The 23,328-nt window shown below is 73.9% G+C and carries 24 protein-coding genes and 1 pseudogene; 11 read left to right on the top strand and 14 right to left on the bottom strand.

From position 1 onward, the window contains the following. Positions 1-53: 53 nt before the first annotated feature. The 5 genes from ACFVU9_RS16275 to ACFVU9_RS16295 form a co-directional block, all read right to left on the bottom strand. A complete protein-coding gene (locus tag ACFVU9_RS16275) occupies positions 54-731 on the bottom strand; it encodes a hypothetical protein (RefSeq protein WP_380438716.1) in 678 nt (225 codons plus the stop codon). A 170-nt stretch (positions 732-901) separates the two neighbouring features. Continuing rightward, complete coding sequence (locus ACFVU9_RS16280; protein WP_387593801.1) at positions 902-2,017, bottom strand: aryl-sulfate sulfotransferase; 1,116 nt, start codon at positions 2,015-2,017, stop codon at positions 902-904. Between the two features lie 32 nt (positions 2,018-2,049). Continuing rightward, the gene (locus ACFVU9_RS16285; RefSeq protein ID WP_387593803.1) at positions 2,050-3,045 is read right to left on the bottom strand and encodes an ABC transporter substrate-binding protein; all 996 of its coding nucleotides are present in this window, start codon (positions 3,043-3,045) and stop codon (positions 2,050-2,052) included. A 23-nt stretch (positions 3,046-3,068) separates the two neighbouring features. Further along, the gene (locus tag ACFVU9_RS16290) at positions 3,069-3,791 is read right to left on the bottom strand and encodes an ABC transporter ATP-binding protein (protein WP_387593805.1); all 723 of its coding nucleotides are present in this window, start codon (positions 3,789-3,791) and stop codon (positions 3,069-3,071) included. After that, positions 3,788-4,567: an ABC transporter permease gene (locus ACFVU9_RS16295; protein WP_387593807.1), complete on the bottom strand. Its 780-nt coding sequence runs from the start codon at positions 4,565-4,567 to the stop codon at positions 3,788-3,790. The genes ACFVU9_RS16290 and ACFVU9_RS16295 overlap by 4 nt, the downstream gene beginning before the upstream one ends. A gap of 187 nt (positions 4,568-4,754) precedes the next feature. Between ACFVU9_RS16295 and ACFVU9_RS16300 the strand changes: the two genes are divergently transcribed. Beyond that, positions 4,755-5,324: a helix-turn-helix domain-containing protein gene (locus ACFVU9_RS16300; protein WP_387593809.1), complete on the top strand. Its 570-nt coding sequence runs from the start codon at positions 4,755-4,757 to the stop codon at positions 5,322-5,324. Between the two features lie 186 nt (positions 5,325-5,510). Beyond that, a complete protein-coding gene (locus ACFVU9_RS16305; RefSeq protein WP_387593811.1) occupies positions 5,511-5,669 on the top strand; it encodes a hypothetical protein in 159 nt (52 codons plus the stop codon). 63 nt (positions 5,670-5,732) lie between these two features. Here the strand turns inward: ACFVU9_RS16305 and ACFVU9_RS16310 are convergent, their stop codons facing one another. Beyond that, a complete protein-coding gene (locus ACFVU9_RS16310) occupies positions 5,733-6,368 on the bottom strand; it encodes a DUF4360 domain-containing protein (RefSeq protein WP_380438792.1) in 636 nt (211 codons plus the stop codon). 401 nt (positions 6,369-6,769) lie between these two features. Here ACFVU9_RS16310 and ACFVU9_RS16315 point away from each other — a divergent pair, with 401 nt between their 5' ends. The 5 genes from ACFVU9_RS16315 to ACFVU9_RS16335 all read left to right on the top strand — a co-directional run bounded on the left by ACFVU9_RS16315 (position 6,770) and on the right by ACFVU9_RS16335 (position 11,738). Continuing rightward, positions 6,770-7,744: an alpha/beta fold hydrolase gene (locus ACFVU9_RS16315; protein ID WP_387593812.1), complete on the top strand. Its 975-nt coding sequence runs from the start codon at positions 6,770-6,772 to the stop codon at positions 7,742-7,744. Positions 7,745-7,935: 191 nt separating this feature from the next. Next, on the top strand, positions 7,936-8,805 hold the full coding sequence (locus tag ACFVU9_RS16320; protein ID WP_387593814.1) for an NAD-dependent epimerase/dehydratase family protein: 870 nt from the start codon (positions 7,936-7,938) through the stop codon (positions 8,803-8,805). 135 nt (positions 8,806-8,940) lie between these two features. Continuing rightward, a complete protein-coding gene (locus tag ACFVU9_RS16325; protein WP_380493228.1) occupies positions 8,941-9,273 on the top strand; it encodes a putative quinol monooxygenase in 333 nt (110 codons plus the stop codon). Positions 9,274-9,406: 133 nt separating this feature from the next. After that, positions 9,407-10,168: an IclR family transcriptional regulator gene (locus ACFVU9_RS16330; protein ID WP_387593816.1), complete on the top strand. Its 762-nt coding sequence runs from the start codon at positions 9,407-9,409 to the stop codon at positions 10,166-10,168. 250 nt (positions 10,169-10,418) lie between these two features. Next, positions 10,419-11,738: a cation:proton antiporter gene (locus ACFVU9_RS16335; RefSeq protein ID WP_387593818.1), complete on the top strand. Its 1,320-nt coding sequence runs from the start codon at positions 10,419-10,421 to the stop codon at positions 11,736-11,738. 156 nt (positions 11,739-11,894) lie between these two features. Here ACFVU9_RS16335 and ACFVU9_RS16340 read toward each other — a convergent pair whose 3' ends face one another. Both ACFVU9_RS16340 and ACFVU9_RS16345 read right to left on the bottom strand, forming a co-directional pair. Further along, positions 11,895-12,569, bottom strand: coding sequence for a hypothetical protein (locus ACFVU9_RS16340; RefSeq protein ID WP_387593819.1), 675 nt, complete (start codon positions 12,567-12,569; stop codon positions 11,895-11,897). Positions 12,570-12,633: 64 nt separating this feature from the next. Continuing rightward, the gene (locus tag ACFVU9_RS16345; RefSeq protein WP_387593821.1) at positions 12,634-13,320 is read right to left on the bottom strand and encodes a TetR/AcrR family transcriptional regulator; all 687 of its coding nucleotides are present in this window, start codon (positions 13,318-13,320) and stop codon (positions 12,634-12,636) included. Between the two features lie 130 nt (positions 13,321-13,450). Between ACFVU9_RS16345 and ACFVU9_RS16350 the strand changes: the two genes are divergently transcribed. Next, a complete protein-coding gene (locus ACFVU9_RS16350; protein ID WP_387593823.1) occupies positions 13,451-14,335 on the top strand; it encodes an NAD(P)H-binding protein in 885 nt (294 codons plus the stop codon). Positions 14,336-14,359: 24 nt separating this feature from the next. On the opposite strand, the gene ACFVU9_RS16355 is transcribed toward ACFVU9_RS16350, so the two are convergent. The 3 genes and pseudogenes from ACFVU9_RS16355 to ACFVU9_RS16365 form a co-directional block, all read right to left on the bottom strand. Further along, complete coding sequence (locus ACFVU9_RS16355; protein WP_387593825.1) at positions 14,360-14,911, bottom strand: GNAT family N-acetyltransferase; 552 nt, start codon at positions 14,909-14,911, stop codon at positions 14,360-14,362. A gap of 75 nt (positions 14,912-14,986) precedes the next feature. Further along, positions 14,987-15,106: pseudogene (locus tag ACFVU9_RS16360) on the bottom strand (transposase); the annotation flags it as partial. Between the two features lie 23 nt (positions 15,107-15,129). Further along, the gene (locus tag ACFVU9_RS16365; RefSeq protein ID WP_387593827.1) at positions 15,130-15,672 is read right to left on the bottom strand and encodes a HEAT repeat domain-containing protein; all 543 of its coding nucleotides are present in this window, start codon (positions 15,670-15,672) and stop codon (positions 15,130-15,132) included. 121 nt (positions 15,673-15,793) lie between these two features. Here ACFVU9_RS16365 and ACFVU9_RS16370 point away from each other — a divergent pair, with 121 nt between their 5' ends. Both ACFVU9_RS16370 and ACFVU9_RS16375 read left to right on the top strand, forming a co-directional pair. After that, on the top strand, positions 15,794-17,272 hold the full coding sequence (locus ACFVU9_RS16370) for an NAD(P)/FAD-dependent oxidoreductase (RefSeq protein ID WP_387593829.1): 1,479 nt from the start codon (positions 15,794-15,796) through the stop codon (positions 17,270-17,272). A 44-nt stretch (positions 17,273-17,316) separates the two neighbouring features. Next, a complete protein-coding gene (locus ACFVU9_RS16375; protein WP_387593831.1) occupies positions 17,317-18,183 on the top strand; it encodes an alpha/beta fold hydrolase in 867 nt (288 codons plus the stop codon). A gap of 213 nt (positions 18,184-18,396) precedes the next feature. Here the strand turns inward: ACFVU9_RS16375 and ACFVU9_RS16380 are convergent, their stop codons facing one another. Next, positions 18,397-18,555 carry a hypothetical protein gene (locus ACFVU9_RS16380; RefSeq protein WP_387593833.1) on the bottom strand — a complete coding sequence of 53 codons (159 nt, stop codon included), beginning with the start codon at positions 18,553-18,555 and terminating at the stop codon, positions 18,397-18,399. Positions 18,556-18,692: 137 nt separating this feature from the next. Between ACFVU9_RS16380 and ACFVU9_RS16385 the strand changes: the two genes are divergently transcribed. Next, complete coding sequence (locus tag ACFVU9_RS16385) at positions 18,693-19,397, top strand: TetR/AcrR family transcriptional regulator (RefSeq protein WP_387593835.1); 705 nt, start codon at positions 18,693-18,695, stop codon at positions 19,395-19,397. 458 nt (positions 19,398-19,855) lie between these two features. Here the strand turns inward: ACFVU9_RS16385 and ACFVU9_RS16390 are convergent, their stop codons facing one another. After that, a complete protein-coding gene (locus ACFVU9_RS16390; protein WP_387593837.1) occupies positions 19,856-21,493 on the bottom strand; it encodes an amidohydrolase in 1,638 nt (545 codons plus the stop codon). An 82-nt stretch (positions 21,494-21,575) separates the two neighbouring features. Then, positions 21,576-22,994, bottom strand: coding sequence for an APC family permease (locus ACFVU9_RS16395; RefSeq protein ID WP_387593838.1), 1,419 nt, complete (start codon positions 22,992-22,994; stop codon positions 21,576-21,578). Positions 22,995-23,328: the final 334 nt, after the last annotated feature.

Genomic DNA, 23,328 nt, shown 5'->3' on the forward strand with positions numbered 1-23,328 from the left:
GTCCTCACAGGGGAGGACACCGGGCCGACGGCTTACGGCTTACGGCTGGGCCGTCAGGCCTTCACCAGCACCCAGGCGCCGATGCCGTGGCAACCGGAGGCCTGGAAGGCCGCCGCCCGGAAGCCGGCCGGGACCGGCGACCCCGGGCAGGTCCACAGACCGGCGCGCGCGGTGTTGTGCCGCCAGGCACCGATGCCACCGCAGCCGGACTGCAGGTGGTCGGTGATGACGTACCCCTGGACGACGGGCGAACCGGAACACGTCCAGATCCCGTCGCGCGCCACGTTGTGCCGCCACGCGCCGATCCCGCCGCAACCGCTCTGCTGGTGGTCGGTGATGACGTACCCCTGGACCACCGGGGAGCCGGAACACGTCCAGATCCCGTCGTGGACGAGGCCGTGCCGCCAGGAACCGATCCCGTTGCAGCCGCGCTGGTCGTGCGCGATGATCACGTAGCCGGGGACGACCGGGGACCCGGAACACGTCCAGATCCCGTCCGAGACCGGCTGCTGGTACCACGAGCCCGCGAAGTTGCAGCCCTTGCTGTCGTAGCCCGTGATGACCCAGCCGGCCGGCACCGGCGCACCGGAACACGACCAACGGCCGTTGCCCCAGCCCCACGCGGGCTTGGCCTCGGCACTGGTCGCGCCGCTCATCGTGCTGCCCACGATGACCGCCGCGACGAGTGCGAACGCCGACAGCACGCGCGTCCATAACCGACGATTCTTCATATCCATACCACTCCGTCCGAGTTGTCCCCCGATGGCCGTCCGCACCGATCGTGCGGAACGGAGGCTCACCCTACGGGCAGGGACCGACAGGCGACAGACGGGAACGCGTCAGCCGGGTGCCGGGGCCCGCGGCGGCAACCGCCCGCGGGCCCCTGAGCTTTGGGGACCGCTCAGAGCCAGGGAATCTCCTCCGGCGCGTACCGGTAGGCTCGGAACACCGCGTTCTGGGCCCCGCGGGAGGACTCCAGGCCGACGCCCGCCCCGAAGGAGCCGAACTCGGGCACGACGAACTCCCACACCACGTCGCCCTCGGGGGTGACTTCGAAGAGCCGGCCGAAGGAGCCCTCCGCAATGAAGGTGTTGCCGTTGGCGAGGCGCTGGGCACTGGACATGTACGGGCTGTAGAAGTTCTGCGGCGGGTTGTCCTCGTACGTCCAGACCGTCCGGCCGGTGACGGGCTCGATTTCGAGCACCCGGGAGTACGGCACCGAGGTGGTGTCGCGGTAGGTGCCGTTGTCGAACACCAGGACGTTGCCGTCGGCGAGTTCGTGCGGGTAGTGCTGCTGGGCGAGCACGTCGGGGCCGATCCGCCAGCGCACGGACCCGTCCGCGCGGTCCACGGCGACGGCGGTGGAGGCGCTGCGGAAGCCCACCAGGACGCCGCCGTCGCGCAGTTCGTTGACGGTGTTGGCCATCGGCCAGTGCTCGCGGGCGAAGTGCGGGTCCAGCGGCGTGGCCTCCGGGTCGAGGTGGTCGATCGCCGCCCATCGCCACACCACCTCGCCGTCCCAGGTGAGTTCGTAGACGACGTCGCCGAAGACGACGCCGCCGGGGGCCTCCGAGCCGGGGATGCCGCCGCGGATGCGCCTCGCGTCGGCCGGGGTGAGCCGCTCGACCGCGAGGATCAGCAGGTTGCCGTTGCGCAGCACGGAGGCGTCGTGGTGGTGGAACGGGTGGCGGACCTCGCGCAGCACCGTGCCGTCGGGGGCGATCTCCTGGAGGATGCCGCCGTGGTAGACGTCCCAGATCGGGAAGAGGCCGGGACCGGAGGTGTCCTTGGCCTGGTGGAAGAGCGTGCCGCCGGGGAGCAGCCGGGCGTGCCGCCCCGGCGGGTGCGGGAGGCGCCAGGTGTGGGCGGTGCGGCCCTCGATGTCGACGAGGTGGACGTCGCCGGGGCCGGCGATCGGGGTGTAGAGGGTGTAGCCGCCGAAGCTGCGGGCGGGATCGTGGGCGCGCAGGCCGACGCCGCGGCGGCGGAGGGTGTTCTGGTCGACGGGGGTGGTCATGGCGGGGCCTCCGTGGTGGTGGGTGAGGGGGGTCAGTGTGCGGTGACCGCGGCCGGGTCGGCCGTGGCGAGCGGTGCGGTGTGCAGCCGGCGCAGCAGGGTGTCGCGGTCGGCGGGTGCGGGCAGGCCCTGGGCGGTGGCGGCCCAGACGGCCTCGTCCCGGAGGTGCTGGAGGAGTTCGGCGGAGAGCGTCGGCCGGTACTCGTAGGCGGGCTGGAAGGCGTCGACGTAGGCGGCGTCGAGCGTGCCGCCGGCCTGGGCGAGCACGGCGCGGCGGGCGCCCGGCGGGTCGGCGGTGAGGTCGGACTGCGCGCGGAGCAGGGCGCGCAGGACGGCGGTGGTGGCCTGGTCGGTGGCGCCGGGGCCGGCGACGAGCAGGGTGTGGGCGGTGTAGTCGGTGAAGCGCAGCTCGGCGTAGCGGTCACCGAGGGCGGTGCGAGCGGCGTCGTAGGAGCTGGGGAAGGTGACCCCGGCGTCGATGTCGCCGTGGGCGAGCGCGGCGGGGATCTGGTTGGGGGCGAGGTTGACCGTCCGGACGTCCGCGGCGGTGTGACCGGCGGGGGCGAGCATCCGGGCGAGCGCGTACTCCGCGTTGGTGCCCTGGGGCACGCCGATCCGGTGGCCGGGCAGCTGGTCGAGGCGGGTGATGCCGCGGTCGGTGCGGGTGAGCAGCCGCCAGTCGGAGAAGCGGGAGAGGTCGGCGACGATCCGCAGGTCGCGGCCGGTGAGCGCGGCGGTCACGGCGGGCAGGTCGCCGACGACGCCGAGCTGCGCCTGGCCGCCGAGGACGGCGTTGAGCGCGTCCCGCCCGGTGGGGAACGACTGCAGGCGCGCCTGGACGTCCTCGCCGGCCCACAGCCGTCGCTCCTGCGCGACGTACACCTGGGCGCCGCCGAGGTAGTCGCTGCCAGCGATGGTGACCGCCGGCGCGCCGTTCGACGCGGTGGGAGCGGAGGAGCAGGCGGTGGCCGTGAGGGCGAGGAGGAGGCCGAGCAGGAGTCCCGCGAGGGCGCGGGGTCTGGGCAGCATGGGAGGGTTCCTTCCGTACGGTTTCAGGCGTGGCCGAGGTGACCGGCGATCAGGTCGTGCAGGTCCGGGTCGTCCTGGGGCACGGTGTGGTCGGCGACGACCCGGCCGGGCCGGCCGCCGAGGACCACGACGCGTTCGGCGACGGCCAGCGCCTCGCCGATGTCGTGGGTGACGAAGAGCATGGTCGTGCCGGTGCGCCGCCACAGCCGGGTGAGGAGCTCCTGCATCCGCGCCCGGGTGAGCGCGTCCAGCGCGCCGAACGGCTCGTCCAGCAGCAGGACTTCGGGCTCGGCGGCGAGCGCCCGTGCGAGTGCGACCCGCTGCTGCATGCCTCCGGACAGCTGCGCCGGGTACGTGGCGGCGCTGTCGGCGAGGCCCACCTCGTCGAGGGCAATGAGCGCCCGGCGCCGGCGTTCGGCGCGCGGGAGTCCGAGGCGCTTGAGCGCGAACTCGACGTTCCCGCGTGCGGTGAGCCACGGGAAGAGCGCGTAGTGCTGGAACACGACACCGCGGTCCGGCCCGGGCCCGGTGACGGGTTCGCCGCCGACGACCACCCGCCCGGCCGTCGGGCGGACGAAGCCCGCGACCGCGCCGAGGACGGTCGACTTCCCGCAGCCGCTCGGGCCGAGCAGCGCGGTGAACGAGCCCGCGGGCAGCCGCAGATCGGTGGCGTCGAGCACCGGCGCGGCGCGGCGGCGCGAGCCGTACGCGACGGTCAGGCCGTCCAGGTGCACGTCCCTGCTCATGACGCGTCCCAGTGGACGAGGCGGCGCCCGAGCACGGCGAGGGCGAGGTCGACCGCGACGCCGAGCAGGCCGAGCACCAGCAGCCCGGCGAACATCCGGTCGGTGCGCAGGAACTGGCCGTCCACCTGCAGCCGGTAGGCCAACCCGCTCTGGGCACCGCCGAGTTCGGCGGCCACCAGGGCCAGCAGCGCCACCGACGCGCCGTAGCGCAGGGCGGCGAGCAGGGCGGGCGCGGCGGCGGGCAGCAGCACGGCGGCGAACCGGCGGTGCAGCGGCGCGCCCAGGGAGCGCGCGGCCCGCAGGTGCGTGGCGGGCACCCGGGACACCCCGTCGTGGACGTAGAGCCAGACGGCGAGCAGCACGGCGTAGGCGATCAGCAGCCGTTTGGCCGTCTCGCCGACGCCGAACCAGGCGGTGGCGAGCGGGACGAGCGCGACGGCGGGGATCGGGCGCAGGAAGGAGACGACCGGGGTGACGGCGGCGGACAGGCGCGGCAGGTAGCCGGTGGCGAAACCGAGCGCGGCGCCGAGGGAGGCGCCGAGCGCGAAGCCCTGTCCGGCCCGGCCGAGGCTGGCGGCGAGGTCGGTGCCCAGGGTGCCGGTGCGGGCGCTCTCGACGAGGGCGCGCCAGGTGGCGGCGGGCGTGGGCAGCAGGCCGGGCGCGACGGCCCCGGAGGCGGCGAGCGCGGACCATCCGGCGAGGACGACGGCGGCCGTCACGAGCGCCGGGGCGAGGGCGGTCAGGGATCTCCGGGGCGGGGATTCGGTGGGGTGCAACGCGCTCGTCTCCTCACCGGCCGCCGGGTGTGCGCCGGGGCCGGGACACGGTCCGATATAAGTGACATCAATAATTGACGACGCTTATAAACGGCATGTTGCAGCCGTGCGAAACCTTCCGGGGAGCGCCCGGGAACCCTTCGGGCGGCCTCGGCCCGCCCGGCACCGATGAGGTACGTTCACGAGCGTGTCCCGCCCCGAACCCTCGCCCGAGGCCCTCGCCGTCGGCCGCCTCGTCCGCAGCCGCCGCAAGGAGCTCGGCGTCCCCATGGCCGAACTCGCCGCCCGCTCCGGCCTCTCCCAGCCCTTCCTGAGCCAGCTCGAACGCGGACTCACCACCCCGAGCCTGACGTCGATCTACCGGATCGCGGACGCCCTGGACGTGCCGCCCGGCACCTTCCTGCGCCCGCCGGCCCGCAGCGGCGCGGTGAGCCATGAGGACGACCCCCAGGTGATCCGGGTGACCGAGTCCGCCGGCCAGATCGCCCGCGTCCTCATCCCGGGTGGCCGCAGCTCCCTGATGGAGGCTTACGAGCACCGCTTCGAGCCCGGCCAGGGCGAACGAGGCTGGTTCGAGCACCCCGGCGAGGACTTCCTCTACGTCCTGGAGGGCGAGGTGGTCCTGGAGATCGAGGGCGAGCCCCCCGTCGTCCTCCGGGCCGGCCAGAGCGCCCACTACCGCGGCGACGTCCCCCACCGCTGCCGCCTCTCCGGCGCCGCCGGGGCACGGACGCTCCTGGTGATCGCGACGCCGTAGCACGTGGGTCCAGAGGGGCCGCCGGCTCCGGCGGTGCCGGCGTGGAGACGACCCCTCGCCCACAGGGGCGAACTGTCCCTGACAAGTACTGTGCCGGGGCCCGGAGACCCGCTAGGAAGGACTGCGGACAGCCCGGGTGGGACGGCTCATCCTTTCCCGGTCTTCACATCTGACGGGAGAGAACCCATGACCAGGCCCAGGAAGCTCATGGTGGGCACGACGGCCTTCGCGCTCGCGACCGGCGGCGCCTTCGCCGTCTTCTCGGCCGACACGCTGTTCGTCCGCACCGCCACTCCCCCGGGCGTCGACGACGACCGTCCGTTCTCCGTGACGATCACCTGCTGATCACCGCCGCACGCGGGGTGGTCGGAGCGTGGCGGCGCTCCGACCACGCCGCGCCTCAGCGGATCAGGGGCACGTCTTCCAGGCGAGGTGGTACACGGTGTTGATGCTCCCGTCGGTCGAGTCCATCGTCATGAAGCTCGTCGTGGTGGTCGGGTCCGAGGAGCCCGCAGCGACCCGGAGTTCGGTGTTGATGTTGAAGTTGCGCTCCTCCCCGCAGGGGGCCCAGACCAGGGCGGCGACGTCGACGGTGTCGGTCGCCTGCCAGTTGTCGTCGCGCGGGCCGTTGAAGCGGTGGGTCCCGTAGGCGGTCTGCGGGTCGCCCTGGAAGTAGTAGCCGGCCCGCTGGACGCCGGTCGCCCCGTTCTCCAGGTGGGCGTAGCCGCGGTAGTCGGTGGAGGCGATCGCGTAGGTGAAGCCCTGCGGGACGTGCACGCGGAGGTCGAGCTGACAGTTCTTCCGGAAGTCGGTGGGCTTCGATCCGACGCCGACCTGGGCGAGGTACTGGCTGTAGGTGACGGTGAAGGCGGTGTTGTCCGGGGAGACGGCGACGGCGGCCGTCCCGGCCGGGCAGCCGGAGCCGTTGACCGTCGCGACGTCGATGACGATCCGGTCGGGCGGTGTCGGGAGCGAGTCGCCACCGGAGGCGGGTGCGCCGAAGAGCGAGGCGACGACACCGGTCGCGGCCAGCACGCGGAGCAGCATGGGGTTCCCCTTTCGATCGTCCACGGGTCCGGGGCGGGCGGGCACGGCCGGCCCGGGCCTGCCCCACCCCGGCTTTGACGCGAACATGTCACCACGGGGTGGCCGTCCGCGTACAGGGGGTGAACACGACGGAGTGGCGACGCGCGGCAGCAGCCGGCAAGTGGATCACGCCAAGGGAGGCCATTGATTCGAGCCAAGTCGACGGACGGGACGGGCCCCTCGTGGCGGACCCCGGCGAGTCCTGACCAGCGGCGGCGCCGACCGGGCAGCCGGAGGGCCGAACACGGATCCCCCAACTGCGCTCCCGGGACGTCGACTTGCTGTCCTACGATGCGCCCCAAGCGAAGACGATCACCTGACCGCTCACTCCGGGGGAAGTCATGCCGTTCACAAGCAGATTGACGAGGCATCAGCGCCGCTGGCCGGTCGCCGCAGCCGCCGCCGCGCTCGCCGCGACCACGATGTTCACCGCCGCCGGTGGCGCCGCCGAGGCCGCCGCCACCCCGCCCGGCGGCCTGCCGGGCTTCAAGGACGGCTACGCCGTCAGCGACGGCCTGCGGATCCACTACGCGATCGCCGGGCACGGCCCCGCGCTCGTGCTGCTGCACGGGTGGCCGGAAACCCTCCGGGCCTGGGACCGGGTCGCGCCCGCGCTCACCCAGGACCACACCGTGATCGCCGTCGACCTGCGCGGACTCGGCCGCTCGCAGCCCGCCCGCGGCGACGAGTACGGCACGTACACCGCCCTCACCCTGGCCTCCGACGTGCGTGCCGTCGTCGAGCAGCTGGGCTTCGGCGACGCCAGGATCGCGGTGGCCGGCCACGACGTGGGCGGCGGGGTGGCGCTCGCCTACGCGGCCCGGTACCGGGACCGGGTGGACCACCTCGCGATCCTGGAGGCGCCGCCGACCACCTGGTACCTGCAGCTCGTCGCCTCGAAGCCGAACCTGCTCTGGTGGGACTCCTTCGTCAACGGCCAGGCGAACGGCGTCGCCGAGCAGCTGGTCGCGGGCCGGGAGAAGGTCTTCTACGGCTCCGTCTACAACCGCGACGGCCGCGCGCCGAGCGCGGGCAACCAGCGCGAGTACGTCGCCGCATACGGCCGCCCGGGCAGCACGCACGCGGGCTTCGAGTTCTTCCGCCAGCAGGACCAGGGCGAGCGCGACGTGCAGGCGCTGCTGGACGACAACCCGCTGACGATGCCGGTGCTGGGTGTCGGCGGTCAGAACAGCATGCGCGAGTCGGTCGGGGGCGATCTCGGGCACGTGGCCTCGCACGTGACCACCGCCGTCGTGCCGAACGCCAATCACTGGGTGCTGGAGGAGGAACCGCAGTTCATCGTCGACCAGTTGCGGCAGCTGCTGGCGCGCTGAGCCACTGACGCGCTGAGCACGGCACCGAGTGTGACGCCCCGTCGGCCCGCCGATTGGCCCACTTCCCTGCCGCCGGATTGGCCTGGGGATCCGGTCCATTCACCTCTTAGCTTGATCGTATGAGAGAGCGGTGATCGAGGGCCTGCACGGAACGGCCCCCGGCGCCGAACGGGAGGGAAAGGGTGGACCCCATGCACGTCTTCCTCGCCGGTGCGACCGGTGCCGTCGGACGGCAGCTCGTGCCGCTCCTGCACCGGGCGGGGCACCGCGTCACGGCCGCCTCCCGGTCCGAGGGCGGCGTCGCGTGGCTGCGCGAGCACGGGGCCGACGCGGTCCGGCTGGACGTCCTCGACCGCGGGGCCACGGCGGAGGCCGTCGCCGCGGCGGCGCCGGACGCGATCGTCCACCAGCTCACGGCCCTCGCGGACGGCAGCCTGGCCGAGAACGCCCGGATCCGCCGCGAGGGCACCCGCAGCCTGGTGGACGCCGCCCGCCGGGCCGGGGTGCCGCGGATCGTCGCCCAGTCGATCTGCTGGGCGTACGGCCCGGGCGAGGAGCCGGCCGACGAGACGGAGGCCCTGGACACCGGCGCGCCCGAACCGCGCGCCACGACCGTCGACGGCGTGCTCGCACTGGAGCTCGCGGCGGCCGAGCTGCCGGAGGCCGTCGTCCTGCGGTACGGCATGCTGCACGGGCCCGGCACCTGGTACGAGCCGGGCGGCCTGATCGAGCAGCGGCTACGGCGGGGCGAGCTCGCCGCGGACGGCGCCGTCACGTCGTTCCTGCACGTCACGGACGCGGCGCGGGCGGCGGTCGCAGCGCTGTACTGGCCGAGCGGCGCGGTCAACGTCGTGGACGACGAGCCGGCCCCGGCGCGAAAGTGGGTCCCCGTCCTCGCCCGCGCGCTCGGCGTGGCCGCACCCGAGCCGAGCACCGACCGGCCCCGCTGGGCACGCGGCGCGGACGGCGGGCTCGCGCGGACCGCGTACGGCTGGCGGCCGGTGGAGGGGTCGTGGCGGACGTCCTTCGAGCGGCTGGGCGGCCCGCAGGCGGGCTCCTAGCGGACCCGCGTGCCGACCTCGCGCGTTTTCCGGCAGGGCCGGAATCGCGGCGGCACGCGTTTCACGCGGCGCCGGGCGGTCGGTCACGGTGTGGAGGCACCCACCCACCGAGCGCCCGGATCAGAGAGGCCTCCCATGATCTTCATCACCGTGAAGTTCCCCGTCCGCCCCGAGTACAGCGAGCAGTGGCTCGACATCGTCCACGACTTCACCGAGGCCACCCGCGCCGAGCCGGGCAACCTGTTCTACGAGTGGTCCCGCAGCGTGGCGGACCCCGACGAGTACGTCCTCGTCGAGGGCTTCCGCGACGGCGAGGCGGGCCGGGCCCACGTCGAGTCCGCGCACTTCCGGGAGGCCATGGAGAAGCTGTCCCACGCGATCGCCGCCCGGCCGAAGATCATCAGCGTCGACCTCCCCGACCGCGACGGCTGGGACCTCATGGGCGAACTCGCGCCCAGCGAGGCCTGAGGCCTCCGGCCGGGACGCCCGAACCAGGGGGCCGGGAGGCCGGGGGGCTTGGACCAGGGGCCGGTGATCGCGCCGATCGGATCACCGGCACACTGGAGTGACCACGGAGGACGAGCAGGAGGAGCAGCACCCCATGGCCGGTCAGACCGGGCCGCGCGCCGCGGACCGCACCCTGGAGGTGCTGGAACTCGTCGCCGGGGCGCCCACGCCCGTCTCCGCCAAGGCCCTCGCCCGCAGCCTCGGCTGCGCCCTCTCGACGGCCTACACGCTCCTCGCGCCGCTCACCGAGCGCGGCTACCTCGTGCGCACCGACGGCGGCTACACCCTCGGCTACCGGGTCTCCGCGCTCCACCGCGCGTTCCAGCGGCAGATGGGCCTGACCGACGGCGGCGACGGGATCGACGGCGTCCTCGCCCGGATGCGTCACGCCACCCGCGCGTCCGCCAACTACGTGGCCTACCAGGGCGACGGCCTGGTCATCGCGGACGTGCGCACCTTCGCGGCCGACGGCGACGAGCAGGCCGACCTCGCCGTCGGCGTCGACCCCCGCTCGCACGCCTACGCGCACGGCAAGATCGCGCTGGCCGCCGCCGGGGCCGCCGCACGCCGCCGCTACGTCGAACAGCCCGGCCTGCGCCGGTTCACCCCCAACACCATCGCCTCCGCCGAGCGCCTCGACGAGGAGCTCCGGCGGATCCGCCGCACCGGCGTCGCCCTGGACGTCGAGGAGGCCCGCACCGGCCTGGCCTGCCTGGCCGCGCCCGTCCTCGGCACGGACGGCGCCGTGATCGGGAGCGTCTCCCTCGCCGTCCGCCACGCGGACCTGCGCACCCGCCGCCACCAGCTGATCGCCGCCGTCAAGCAGGCCGCCCGCGAGGCCTCGCCGGCGCGGTGAGGCCGAGCCCGGCTCACCGCGCGCTCGGCTCACCCGAGCCCGGCTCACCGCGCGCTCGACTCCCCCGGGCTCGACTCCGGAGAGCCGCTGCCCGGGCGCGCGGCCTCGGCCACCGGGCACGCGCGGGCCCCGGAGCGCCGCCGACACGTACGAGTTGCGACGCCGACGAACCGACCCTTCCGCATAATGCAGAAGCCGCGCTCCCCTCGCGGCTCTTGACGCCTGGTCCCGTCCCAGGAAGGCGCTCGACTTGGAAGGTTCCACCCCATCCGCGACGGTACTGGCCGACATCGCGGCCGTCCTGCTGATCGGCCTCCTCCTCACCCCGCTGCGCACCCGGCTGCGCCAGCCCGTCGTCGTCGGCGAGATCGCGGTCGGCGTCATCCTCGGGCCCAGTGTGCTCGGGCTCCTCCCCGGCCACCTGACCGACGCGCTCTTCCCGCCGGACGTGCGCCCGCACCTGGCGGTCGTCGCCCAACTCGGCATCGTCCTCTTCATGTTCGCCGCCGGCTGGGAACTCGACCTGCGGCTGCTGAGCGGCCGGGTCAGGGCGGTGCTCGCCGTCACCGCCGCGTCCGTCCTGATCCCGTTCGCGCTGGCCCTCGTCCTGGCGGCCGTCGTCGCCACCCGCTTCCCGTGGCTGCTCGGCGCCACCGCCTCACCGTGGCTGTTCGCCGCGTTCCTCGGAATCGCCCTCTCCGCGAGCGCCCTGTCGGTCATGGCCCGCATCGTGGGCGAGAACCGGCTCCAGGCCTCCGGCACGGGCGCCATGGCCACCGCGTGCGGGGCGCTCACCGAGATCACGGCGTGGTGCGCCGTCGTCTGCCTGGCCGCCGCGGCCCGCGGTCCCGGGTCCGCCGGGTCGTCCGGGTCCGGTCACGCGCTCCTGAGGCTCGGCCAAGTCGCCTGCTACGCCGTCGCAATGGCGTTCGTCGTCCGCCCGCTGCTGCGCCGGATGCTCCGCCTGCCCGTCGGCGCCGGCGGCCACCCGTTCCTCGCGCTGCTGATCGTCGGCAGCGGGCTCCTGCTCTCCGCCTGGGTCACGTCCCGCCTCGGCGTCCACGCCGTCATCGGCGCCTTCGCATTCGGTCTCGCCATGCCGCGCGACGCCGCCGAGGAGCTGCGGCACACGATCGAGCTCCCGATGCGGCACGCGGGCGCGCTCCTCGTACCGGTCTTCTTCGCGCTCACCGGCCTGTCCGTCGACCTCACCGGCCTCGGCCCGCGCGGCCTGCTCGCCGTCGCCGTCTTCCTCGCCGTCTCGTGGGGCGGCAAGTACGCCGGCGCGCGGCTCGGCGCCCGGCTCACCGGCGTTCCGCGCGGCGAGGCGACGACGCTGGCCGTCCTCGTGAACACCAAGGGGCTCAGCGAGGTCCTCATCCTGACGCTCGGCCGCGACCTCGGCATCATCGGCGACCGGCTCTTCACCGTCCTCCTGCTGACCGCCCTCGCGGCGACGCTCCCCGTCAACCCGCTGGTCCGCCGCCTGACCCGCCTCCCGGGCGGGGCCGCAGGCGTGCCCCGCCGGCCATTGGTGGCCACGACCGCCGAGGAGGCCCAGGGCGCGTAGGGCGGGAGTAGGAAGTCGAGCAGGCCGACTTCCTACGCACCCGCCCATCAACCCCCACCAACTCCCAGGCACAGCCCAACGCACGCCCCACCAACCACCCACGAAACCCAGAACCCGCAAGGCACAAGCAGAAAGTCGAGCGGGCCGACTTCCTGCTCAGCGGCCGCGGGCGAGCCAATCGGTCCAGGTTCGACGGGAGTTGGCGAGCTCGGGGTGCTCAAGCAGGTGGAGGACGTAGCCCGCATGGGTCCGGGCCCACGGGTCGGCGGACCCGGAGGCATGGGCGAGGCGCTCGCGCAGGTCGGGGGAATCGACGGCGCGGGCGATCCGGACGTACTCGCGGTCCTTGCAGCGGTACCGGCGCCGGACGGCGAGTTCGACTAAGTCGGCGAGTTTGGCACGGCCCGGGCCGTCCAGCTCGGCACGGGCCAGCTCCCGGATGACGGACTCCTTCGTGCCCCAGGCCTTCGCGTGGCACGTCCACGCCTGGGGGTGGCGCAGCTCCCACTCCAGGAAGAGCAGGGCGTACGGCAGCCCCGGCCACGTCGCGTACGCGTCGGGCGTGACGCCCTGCCACAGGGCCTCCGGCAGCGAACGGCTTCGGGCCTCCCGCCACCGCGTGAGTGCTTCCCGAACGGCCGGCTCCCGGTACGGCTCCGGCGCACCCGAGCGGTTCGCTTGCGACAGCGCCCCGTTGAACTCCGTGATCGCGGACCCGACCGCCTGCCGGGCCGCGGCGAGGCGGACGAGCGCGGCCACCCGCACGGCCGGGTCCTCGGCGATCAGGCCGTGGGCCCAGCCGAGTCGTTCGTGCCACGCCTCATCGGTCATGCGGACGATCATCGCTGACGGCGGAGCAGCGGGCGGAGGCGGGGTCCGATCATCGGAGAAGGCGTCAGCGCCGCAGCCACTCGTCGAGGAGTGCGGCCTCGGCGCCGCTGAGGTTGGGCAGTTCGGGCAGGAGGGTGCGGAAGGCGGCGACGACGGCCGCCGGGTCGCGGTCGGGGACGGCGGGTTCGTCGGCGAGGATCGCGCGGGCGGCCGCCTCGAAGGCGGCGTCGGCCAGGTGCGGGTCGCGTTGCTCCGGGGGCAGGGTCAGCAGCGTGTGGACGGTGCCGACGCCGGCCGCGCGGATGAGGTTGACGGCGCGTTCCTCGCTGACCCGCAGCCGCCCGGCGGCGGCCACCCGGTGCACGCGTTCGGCGAGAATCCGCACGCCCCGCGCCTGGGCCGGGGTCTCGCGGGCGCGGGCCGGGTCGATCAGCAGGCCGAAGACGTAGGGGTTGGCGAGTCCGAAGCCGACCTGGGTGTCCCAGCCGGCGCGGAGGTCCGCCACCGGGTCGTCCGACCGGGCGGCGGTCTCCTTGCCGGCCACGTGCTCCGCGAAGACGTACTCGGCGGCGGCGTCGAGCAGAGCCTCCTTGTCCTCGAAGAGCCGGTAGAGCGCGGGCGGCTGCAGCCCGGCCTCCTGGGCGACGCGGCGGGTGGTCACCGCGGCGGGCCCGTGCTCGCCCAGGAGGCCGGCCGCGGCCTTCACGATGCGCTCGCGGGTGAGGTCTCGCCGCTCGGTGTTCGGTGCCATGGCAGCGATGGTACCGCTGATACCAGTTCTCTTCGGCTTCCCTTCGGCTTGAAGCGAGCCCTTGCATTCACTGGAAGTATCAGTGTTAACGTTATTTTCGTTCCACTGGAAACAAGGGAGGGAGTCAGCCGTGCTGATCGTCACAGGAGCCACCGGCCGCCTCGGCGCACTGATCGTCGACCGCCTGCTGGAGCGGGTGCCGGCCGACCGGATCGGCGTCAGCGTGCGCGACGCGAGCCGGGCGGCAGGGCTCGCGGAGCGCGGAGTCCGGGTGCGCGAGGGGGACTTCACCGAGCCCGACGGCCTGACGCACGCCTTCGAGGGCGCGGAGCGCGTCCTCGTCGTCTCGGCGGCCATCCGCGGCGGCGGCGCACTCGCCGCCAACACGGCCGCCGTCGACGCGGCCCGGGCGGCGGGCGCCCGACGCGTCCTGTACACGAGTCACCAGGCCGCGTCCCCCACGTCGCTGTTCCCGCCGCAGCCGGTGCACGCGGCCACCGAGGAGCACCTGAAGCGGCAAGGGGTCCCGTACACCGCTCTGCGGAACGGCTTCTACGCCTCCACCCTGAGCCTCTACCTCCGCACGGCGCTGGAGAGCGGCACGCTCGCCCTGCCGCAGGACGGCCCGGTCTCCTGGACGGCACACGAGGACCTGGCGGAGGCTGCCGCCGTCGCACTGACGGAGGACGGCGTACTCGACGGCATCACGCCGCCGCTGACGGCCCGCCGGACGCTGGACTTCGCCGGCGTCGCAGCGATCCTGAGCCGCATCACCGGCCGGACGATCACCCGGGTCGTCCTGGACGACGACGCGTGGGTCTCGGCGGCCGTCGCCGGCAGGATGCCACGGCCGGCCGCAGAGTTCGCGCTGGCGATGTTCGCGGCAGCGCGCAACGGCGAATTCGACGTCACCGGCCCCGCACTGGAGAACGTCATCGGGCGCCGTGCGAAGAGCGTCGAGGAGGTCCTGGAGGAAGCCGTGTCTGACAATTCCTGCCGGGCGCGACGCCAATAGTCAGACATACCCTGCCCCACCTGCTCAGAGCTCCCAGGACCGCGGCCGCTCCAGCGCCTCCCACTCCGGGCGGAGCAGGGAGAGCATCGCGATGTCGTGCCGCCGCCCCCGGTGGAGGCAGGCGGCGCGCCGGACGCCCTCGTGGGTGAAGCCGGCGTGGGCGAGGACGGCGAGCGCCGAGGCGTTGCCGGTATGGGGGAACGCTTCGATGCGGTGCAGCGGGAGTTCGCCGAACGCGAGGTCGGTCAGAGCGTCCAGGGCGGCGCGCCCGTAGCCGCGGCCGCGGTGGTCCGGATCGACGAGGAGACGGACGGTGGCCGTGCCGTCGGACATGTTCTGCTCGGCCAGGGCTGCCGCGCCGACCGGCGTGCCGTCCGGGAGCAGGATGAGGAAGCCGTCGTGGTCGGCGTCGTCGATGTCGCGTTCGATCTGCTCGCGTACCGCCGAGAGCGGGCGCGGCCAGTGGCCCAGTTCGTGCGCGGCCACCGGCTCGGACCGCCATGTGTGCAGGAGCTCGGTATCGTCCACGTCGAGCGGGGCAAGGGCGACCGCCGGGGAGGCGTTCTCGGTGATCATGGGCGGATGCTAGGCCATGACTCGCAATTGATCACGTTTGGGCTGGTCATCGCTCCTCGGCTCGTAGCCATAGGACAGCACCCGGTTCACCGCCTGGCGGTGATCACGCCAGGGACGCCCGGCCCCGTCCCGCTGCGGCAGCAGCAGCTCTATCCGGGCCCACGCAGCATCCGTCATCTCTCCCCGACTCGCCACAAGATCAATTATGAGACACGGGCCTAACGGGCCCTTGCCCGGCGCGTCCGCTCGAAAACGGGGCCGCCCGGCACGTACCAGCCGGCCTTCTTCCGCACCGCCGGGCTCGGGTCCCGTTCGTGCGACGCCCGCAGCGCCTCGGCGGCGCGGGCGTCGTCGTGGACGAACTTGCCGACGAGCTCGGCCGCCATGGCCCGCGCCCGCGGATCCGGGTCGGACGCCAAGTGCCGCAGCCCGGGCTCCAGAACGCGGTCCGCGCCCGGGGCGCAGACGTCCCCCTTGCAGCGGTCGCACGCGAGCGCGTGGAACGCGGCGATCCTGACCGAGGCGTCCGGATCGTCGGCCATGGCGATCAGCTGCCCCATCGACTCGATGTCGACCATGTGGTCCAGGAGGCGGCAACACCCCTCCCGTACCGCCGCGTTGGCGTGCGAGAGCCCCGCCCGTATCGCGTCACGCGCCCCGGCGCCGCGCCGCAGCAGCTCCCGGTAGGCGGGCACGGCGCGCTGCGGATCGCCCAGGCAGGTGACCAGGGCGTCGTTGTCGGTCCGGACGAATCCCAGCATGGCACCACCTTCCGCCCGCACCGCCCGTACGGACAAAGGGTTTTCGCCCGTCGCCCCCGTGCGGTGGGGCTGGTGCGGGTAGGGCGACGGGGGATGACCGACAGCCGAGGAGGAGACACACGTGCAGGAACAGGTGCTCGACGTGATCGTGGTGGGCGCGGGCGTCCTCGGGCGCTCGCTCGCACTGGCGCTGGCCGAGGCCGAACCCGCCCTGCGGGTGGGCCTGTCCGGGCCCGGCGGGCCCGGCTGGCCCGGTGCGTCGCAGGCGGCGGGGGCGTCGCAGGCGGCGGCGTCACCGGCGGCGGGGGCGATGCTCGGCGTGCTCGGCGAGGTGACGGCGGGCGCGCTCCGCACCGCCCACGGGCGCCTGCGGGTCGACCTCGCTGTCGAGGCCGGGCGGCGCTGGCCCGCCTGGCGCCGACGGGTGCGGGCGCTCGCGGGGAGCGCCGCGCCGACGGACGGCTTCGGTCGGGGCACGTTCGTCCTGCTCAACGCCGTCGGCTCGACGCTCGACCAGCAGTCCCTCGGCGCGATCGGCCGCGCCGGCGCCGAACACGGGCTGCCGGTGGAGGAAGTCGACCCGCTGGAGGTGCCCGGCGTCTCCGCACTCGACAACGACCGTCCGCTGCGCGCCCTGCACCTGCCGGACGAGGCCTTCCTCGACGCCCACCGCTGGCTGGAGACCCTGGACGCCGCCCTCGCCGCGCTGCCGAACGTCGTGCCCCTGCCCGCGGGACGGCCGCTCCCCCACCGGGACGGCTACCTCCTGAACACCCCTGAACTCCGGGCCACCGCACGCATCATGGTCCTGGCCACCGGAGCCTGGACGACGCAACTGGTCGAGGAGCTGGACCCGGACCTCACGCTGCTGCCCGTCGTCTGCACGGAGGGCACGGCCGTCACCCTCACCGCCCCCGCCGCCCTCCCCACCGTCCTGCGCACCCCGAACCGGGCCTACGCGTGCGGCCTGCACGCCGTCCCCCAGGCCGACGGCACCTGGTACGTCGGCGCGTCCGCCAACCCGGCCCTCGCCCCCGGCACCCACCCGACCCCGGGCGCCCTGCGGTTCCTCCTCGACGCAGCCCTCGGCCAGCTCCACCACGGCCTGGCCACCGCCCGGTTGCTCCACGTCCACCACGGCAACCGCCCCATCGGCCTCGACGGACACCCCTTGATCGGCCCGACCGGCCGCCCCGGCCTCTGGCTGCTCACCGGAACCCACCGCGACGGCCTGCACGGCTCCCCGCTGATCGCCCGGGAGCTCGCCGCCGAGATCCTCGGCGCCGCGCCGAGCGCGTGGCTCGCACCCTGGCGACCCGACCGCACCCCGATCGCCGACTGGACGGCCGACGAGGCCGTCGCCGAAGCCGCCGCCCACCACCACGCCCTGACCGCCGAGTCCCGCATGCGCCCACCCCTGAGCGGCAGTTGGCCCCGGGCCCTTGCCGACGCGTACCACCAGCAGATCGCCGACGCCTACCGCCGCCTGCCCGACGGCTTCGTCCTGCCACCCGACCTCGCCCCGCTCGCCTACGAGCACGGGCCGGCGCTGGCCAAGCTCCTCGCGAGGACGATCGGGAGCCGACGCATCACTCCCTAAAATTCCCTATCGAGACCTTTAATAGGTATGTTTAAGTACACACCATGACTCACCCAGACATCTACAAGTCCGCCGAGGGCGCTCGCGTCCTCGCGCGGCAGTACACCGCCCTGCTCGACCGATGGCCTGTCCCCGCCCGGTACTTGGACATCCCCACGCGCCAGGGCCGGACCTTCGTCGTGGCGAGCGGGCCGCCCGACGCGCCGCCCCTCGTGCTGCTGCACGGCTCCGGGGCGAACTCCGCCATGTGGGCCGAGGACGTCGCGTGCTGGGCCCCGCACTTCCGGATCCTGGCGGTCGACGTCATCGGCGAACCCGGCCTGAGCGCCTCCGCCCGACCTCCACTGGCCTCGGACGCCCACGCCCTGTGGCTCGACGACGTCCTCGACCGCTTGGGCGTCGACCGCGCCGCCTTCGTCGGCACGTCCCTCGGCGGGTGGCTCGCCCTCGACTACGCCGTCCGGCGCCCGGAGCGGGTCGAGCGGCTCGTCCTGCGCTGCCCCAGCGGCATCGGCCGCCAGAAGACGGCCGTACTCGCGGCCTCGCTGCTGCTCCTGCCACTCGGCCGGTGGGGGCGGCGCACGATGCTGAAACTGGCACTCGGCCCGCTACCGCCCACCACCGCGAGGGAGCACGCCTTCGGCGAGGCCGTCCTCCTGATCCACCGCCACTTCCGCCCCCGGCGCGAACGGATCCCCGTCATCGACGACGCCGCGCTGGCGGCCCTCCCGATGCCCGTCCACGCCACGCTCGGCGCCCGGGACCGCCTCCTCGACTCCCAGCACACCGCCCGCCGACTCCAGCGCTTGGCCCCACACGCCACCGTGTGCTTGCTCCCCGGGCAGGGCCACCTGCTGAGGGGGCTGGCGGAGCCAACCCTGGAGGCGCTGCTGGCGGAGGCGGCCAGGTAGCCAGGCCGAGGCCGGCAGGGTGGAAGTCCTGCCGAAGGTCGGCCGGGGCCTGGCCGCGCAGCGGTGCGGGAGCGTAGACAACGGCTGGATGCCGGCGACGGACTGCGCCCTCAATTGTCGGGACGATCGTCAGCCGAGAGGCGGTGTTGAAGAACGCCCGCGGATTGGCGGCATCGGGAGCCCCGGCGACAAGGTGGGCACAGGTCCCGTTGATCATGGAGTTGCGACGCTCTGTGACCGCTGGGGAACGGAGACGTCGTCGGCGCGGGCGTCGGCGCGGATGTCTCCGGTGGTGGTGGCGAAGACCGCCGTGATGGCCGACGGGAGCTCCTGCCGGGTGTGAGCGAGGGAGATCTCGCCGGCATCGATCACGGCGAGCGGGGTGTCGAACTGCCGATGGCGGCCCTGGGGAGCGGTAGTCGGGAGCGCACCGGCGCGTGCGGTCCGGCCCTGCCGGAGATCCGCGTCTCCCCGCTCCTACGACAACCATGCCGACATAGGATCCGGGCATGAGCGAACGCGTGGTGCCCGAGCCCCAGCGCCGACGGCGTCGGCCCACCAAACAGGGCGTGGTGCTCTCCCAGGAGCTCATCGTCGACACGGCGCTGCGGCTGATCGGGCAGCACGGCGCCGACGCGCTCACCGCCCGCCGGCTCGGCGCCGCTCTCGGCGCCGACCCGAGCGCCGTCTACCGGTACTTCCACAGCACCGACGACCTGCTGCTGGCCATCACCGACGAGCTCATCGGCCGCGCCCAGGCCGGCTGGCAGCCCACCGGCGACTGGCGGGCCGACCTGCGCGCCATCGGCCTGCGCATCCACTCCTCCTACCAGACCCACCCGCAGGCCGCCCTGCTCGCCGCCCACCGCACCACCGGCCGCACCCACGAGATCGCCGCCGTCGAGACCATACTCGGCGTCCTGCGCACCGCGGGCTTCCCCGACCCCGAGGCCGTCCGCCTCTACCACGCCTTCGTCGACCAGAGCCTGGGCTTCGCCGCCCTCGACGCCGCCGCCCTCGCCCTGCCCGCGGTGTCCCAGGCGGCGGACCTGCAGGTCTGGCAGGCCTCCTACGCCCGCGTCGACGCCACCACCCACCCGCACATCGCCGCCACCGCCGACCTCCTCGCCGACGACATGCGCCACAGCGGCTACCCGTACGCGCTCGACCTCCTCCTCGACGCCGCAGAGGCCCGCCTCACGGCGATCCGCTAAACACGGCCGCGCCGCTCCACCCTCGGGCCGGCGGCGCACCGGACCCGCGGCGGGCCACGGACAGGTCGGCGGCGATCGCGGCGGCGGTCTCGGCGTCGGCGCCGCCCGCTTCGGCGCAGAATCGATGCCCGACCTGCCGGCCGGAGCCCGGACTGATCGCACCGCCCTGGAGCCGGAGCGCCGCAGGCCACTTCCGTTCCCGCCCGAGCCGGCCCGGTCGATCACCATGGGCATCGCCCAGTGGGCACTCACGCGTGCCGGCGCCGGCGCCGGGCAGCCCAATCCGTGGCTGCGCACGCCGGATCGCTTCGGCCCGAGCATCGCCGGCTGGCACTTGGGCCCGGCCGGAGCCCGCACCCACCGCAGGCCGCCGTCGCCGAGCGCCCCCCGCCCGGCGACGGCGGCCTGCGCCGCGTTCGGCCGGCCTCGTTCAGCCGGCCCCGTTCGGCCGGCCCCGTTCAGCCCGCCGCGTGGACGAGTTCGCCGCCCACGTAGGTCCGCAGCACCCGGGCGTCGGCGATCTCCCCGGCGGGGCCGGTCAGGATGTCGCGGTCGAGGACGACCAGGTCGGCGAGGTGTCCGACGGCCAGGGTGCCGGCGTCGTCGTGCCCGTTCACGTGGGCGGCTCCGGCCGTGTAGGCGGCGAGGGCGGAGGCCGGGTCGAGGCGCTGCTCGGGCAGGAAGATCCGGCCGTCGGTGGCCTCCGGCGTGATCCGGTTGACCGCCACGTGCAGGCCGGCCAGCGGATCCGGGCTGCTCACCGGCCAGTCGCTGCCCGCCGCCAGCGTGGCGCCCGCGCGCTGGAGCGCGCCGAACGGGTACTGCCAGGCGGCGCGTTCGGCGCCGAGGAAGGGGATGGTCAGCTCGTCCATCTGCGGTTCGTGGGCGGCCCACAGCGGCTGGACGTTGGCGATCGCGCCGAGCCGGGCGAAGCGGGGGATGTCGTCCGGGTGGACCACCTGGAGGTGGGCGAGGTGGTGGCGGGTGCCGCGCCATCCGTTGGCGGTGCGGGCGGCCTCGACGGCGTCCAGGGCCTCGCGGACAGCGCGGTCGCCGAGGGCGTGGAAGTGCACCTGGAAGCCGAGCTCGTCGAGTTCGGTGACGTACCCGCGCAGTGCGGCCGGATCGACGAAGCTGAGGCCCGAGTTGGCGGTGGCGCAGCCGCAGCCGTCCAGGTAGGGGCTGGTCATCGCGGCGGTGAAGTTCTCCGCGATGCCGTCCTGCATGATCTTCACCGAGCCGGCCCGGAACCGGCCGTGGGTCAACTCGCTCCTTCGCGCCACCAGTTCGGGGATCTGTTCGGCGCCCCGGTCGCGGTCCCACCAGAGCGCACCGGTCACCCGGGCGGTCAGGGCGCCGGAGCGGGCGGCGGCCAGGTAGGCGTCGGAGGGGTCCGGCTGGCCGTTGAACTCGCCGAGCAGGGCGTCCTGCCAGCCGGTGATGCCGAGCGAGTGCAGCAGGCGCTGTGCCCGCAGCAGGCCGTCCACCCGCTCGGCGGTGGTGGCGGCCGGCACCAGCCGGGCGACCAGGGCGGTGGCGCCCTCCTGGAGCGTGCCGCTGGGCGTGCCGTCGCCCTCGCGCTCGATCCGGCCGTCGGCCGGGTCGGGGGTGTCCCGGGTGAGGCCGGCCAGTTCGAGGGCCCGGGTGTTGACCCAGGCGCCGTGGTGGTCGCGGTTGGTGAGGAAGACCGGGCGGTCCGGGACGACGGAGTCGAGCAGCTGCCTGGTCGGCCGTCCACCGTCGAAGCTCTCCAGCGACCAGCCGCTGCCGGTGATCCACGCCGGTCCGGGGTTGGCCTCGGCGTAGGCACGGATCCGCTCCAGGCACTCGGCCGCACCGACCGTGCCGGTGAGGTCGCAGGCGGCCAACTCGACGCCGCCGTACACGGCGTGGACATGGGCATCCTGGAAGCCCGGCAGCAGCAGCTTGCCGGTGAGGTCGACGACCTCGGTCTTCGGCCCGATCAATCCGCGGACCTCGTCGTGCCCGACGGCGGTGATCCGCTCGCCGGTCACGGCCAGGCCGGTCGCCCGGGTGCGGGCGGCGTCGCCGGTGTGGACGGGGCCGCGGGTGAAGACCAGATCGGCCTGGGTCATGGGTGGTGCTCCGTTCTCGGGTTGCGTGTTGCGTGTTGCGCGTTGTGCGCTGTGTGCTGTGTGTCGGTCGTGCGGGAATCGCTCAGGGCGTGGGGTGTTGGAAGTACGGCGAGCGGCGCCGCCAGCGGGCCCAAGCCGCCGACGGGAGTCCGGTGACGACCATCAGCACCACGACGGTCAGCTCGAACCAGCCGTTGTCGGCGGAGAGTTCGAAGTGGTCGGCGGAGTCGTAGAAAGTCCAGGCCAGGTAGCCGCCGACGGCGAGCAGCGCCGCCGCGCCGAGCAGCGGACCGACCACGGCGCGCAGCCCCTGCAGCGGGTCGGTGCGCAACAGTTGGCGGAAGCGGACGGCGGCCGCGACGGCGGTGAGCGCGTAGTAGAGCGCGACGATGACGCCGATCGCGTTGACGGCGGCCGAGATCAGGTCGTTGACGGTCGGGATGGCGATCGAGGCGAGGGCCAGCAGGACGGCGACGCCGGTGATCAGCAGGGTACCGACGGCGGGGGTGGCGTGCTTGCGGTGCAGCCGGGTCCAGACCGGGCCGAGCACGCCGTCGCGGCCCATCGCGTACATCCCGCGCGCGGTCGGGATCACCGAGGACTGCAGCGAGGCCACGGCGGAGAACGTCAGCGCGATCAACGGCAGTGCGGCCAGCGGTTGGTGGGCGAGCCGGGTGCCGAAGTAGGTCAGTCCGTGCGCGCCGTTGTCGGCCAACTCGCCGAGCGGGAGGACCCGTTGGAAGGCGGTGCCGGCCAGCAGGAAGAGCAGCATCATCACCACCAGGGCCAGGAAGCCGCCTCGGGAGGCGTCGCGCGGATCGCGCACCTCCTCGCCCACGCTGAACACCGACTCGAAGCCCCAGTAGCAGAACACCGCCAACACCATGCCCTGTGCCACCGCGCCGAAGGAGGGGATGTCGAACGGGTTGTACCACTGGACCGAGAACGGCTGGTCACCCGCGAACAGCCCGTACCCGCAGAAGCCGAGCAGCACCAGGTACTCGAAGACCAGTAGCGCCTTCTGCAGCCGGGCGGCGAGGTCGAGCCCGCGCACCGCGACGAGTGCGGCGCCGATCAGGACGACGAGGCCGAGCAGGGTGCACTGGACGGTGGAGTCGGCGTCCAGGCGCAGGCCGGCGATGCTGCGCAGGTGCGCTTCGTCCAGGAGTTGGATGACCGCCGAGCCGGTGACGGTGGTGGTGTAGGCCATGAAGACCACCGTGCCGACGGTGTTCACCCAGCCGGTGAGGAAGCCCAGCCAGGGACTGAGGGTCCGGCCCACCCAGCGGTAGCTGCTGCCGGCGTCCGGTTCGACCGCGTTCAGCCGCCCGTAGCCACCGGCGATGGCGAGCACGGGCAGGAAGGCCAGCAGCATGATCGCGGGCAGGTGCAGGCCGACGACCCCGGCCATCAGGCCCAGGCCGATGCCGATGCTGCTGGTGGCGGCCGTACTGGACGCGGCGATCACCGCTCCGTCCAGCAGGCCGATGGATTTGTGCATGGCGCCGCGGCTCGCACCCGTTCTCGGACCGCTGCCCGTGTCCTTCACCGTCGGTACCAACGGATCACCGCCTTGCTCGTGGGGGTGGGGGTGAGGAAGTGCGAGTCATGAAACCGGGGGCGCCCTTACACGTCAATGCTGTTGTCATAAGCGCCCAGCGGCCTGCCGGAGGTTCTCCGGCCCGAAGGGCGGGTCGGCGGGTGGCGGGTCTTTCCGGATGGACGGCACCAGCCCGGACTCGTTCCCGCAGGCGTGGGCGACGTAGAGCTCGCCGGAGAAGTCTCCCGGCTGCTTCTACAACCGGCCCATCGCGCTCAGCATGAGACCCACGCTT

Origin of the sequence: Kitasatospora sp. NPDC057936 (assembly GCF_042887525.1) — a bacterium.
In the GTDB taxonomy this organism is placed as follows: domain Bacteria; phylum Actinomycetota; class Actinomycetes; order Streptomycetales; family Streptomycetaceae; genus Kitasatospora.

Coding starts and splice junctions, on each gene's coding strand:
- ACFVU9_RS16275 (WP_380438716.1), bottom strand. CDS start 731: ATGAAGAATCGTCGGTTATGGACGCGCGTGCTGTCGGCGTTCGCACTC.
- ACFVU9_RS16280 (WP_387593801.1), bottom strand. CDS start 2,017: ATGACCACCCCCGTCGACCAGAACACCCTCCGCCGCCGCGGCGTCGGC.
- ACFVU9_RS16285 (WP_387593803.1), bottom strand. CDS start 3,045: ATGCTGCCCAGACCCCGCGCCCTCGCGGGACTCCTGCTCGGCCTCCTC.
- ACFVU9_RS16290 (WP_387593805.1), bottom strand. CDS start 3,791: ATGAGCAGGGACGTGCACCTGGACGGCCTGACCGTCGCGTACGGCTCG.
- ACFVU9_RS16305 (WP_387593811.1), top strand. CDS start 5,511: ATGACCAGGCCCAGGAAGCTCATGGTGGGCACGACGGCCTTCGCGCTC.
- ACFVU9_RS16320 (WP_387593814.1), top strand. CDS start 7,936: ATGCACGTCTTCCTCGCCGGTGCGACCGGTGCCGTCGGACGGCAGCTC.
- ACFVU9_RS16325 (WP_380493228.1), top strand. CDS start 8,941: ATGATCTTCATCACCGTGAAGTTCCCCGTCCGCCCCGAGTACAGCGAG.
- ACFVU9_RS16330 (WP_387593816.1), top strand. CDS start 9,407: ATGGCCGGTCAGACCGGGCCGCGCGCCGCGGACCGCACCCTGGAGGTG.
- ACFVU9_RS16340 (WP_387593819.1), bottom strand. CDS start 12,569: ATGACCGATGAGGCGTGGCACGAACGACTCGGCTGGGCCCACGGCCTG.
- ACFVU9_RS16345 (WP_387593821.1), bottom strand. CDS start 13,320: ATGGCACCGAACACCGAGCGGCGAGACCTCACCCGCGAGCGCATCGTG.
- ACFVU9_RS16355 (WP_387593825.1), bottom strand. CDS start 14,911: ATGATCACCGAGAACGCCTCCCCGGCGGTCGCCCTTGCCCCGCTCGAC.
- ACFVU9_RS16365 (WP_387593827.1), bottom strand. CDS start 15,672: ATGCTGGGATTCGTCCGGACCGACAACGACGCCCTGGTCACCTGCCTG.
- ACFVU9_RS16375 (WP_387593831.1), top strand. CDS start 17,317: ATGACTCACCCAGACATCTACAAGTCCGCCGAGGGCGCTCGCGTCCTC.
- ACFVU9_RS16385 (WP_387593835.1), top strand. CDS start 18,693: ATGAGCGAACGCGTGGTGCCCGAGCCCCAGCGCCGACGGCGTCGGCCC.
- ACFVU9_RS16390 (WP_387593837.1), bottom strand. CDS start 21,493: ATGACCCAGGCCGATCTGGTCTTCACCCGCGGCCCCGTCCACACCGGC.
- ACFVU9_RS16395 (WP_387593838.1), bottom strand. CDS start 22,994: ATGCACAAATCCATCGGCCTGCTGGACGGAGCGGTGATCGCCGCGTCC.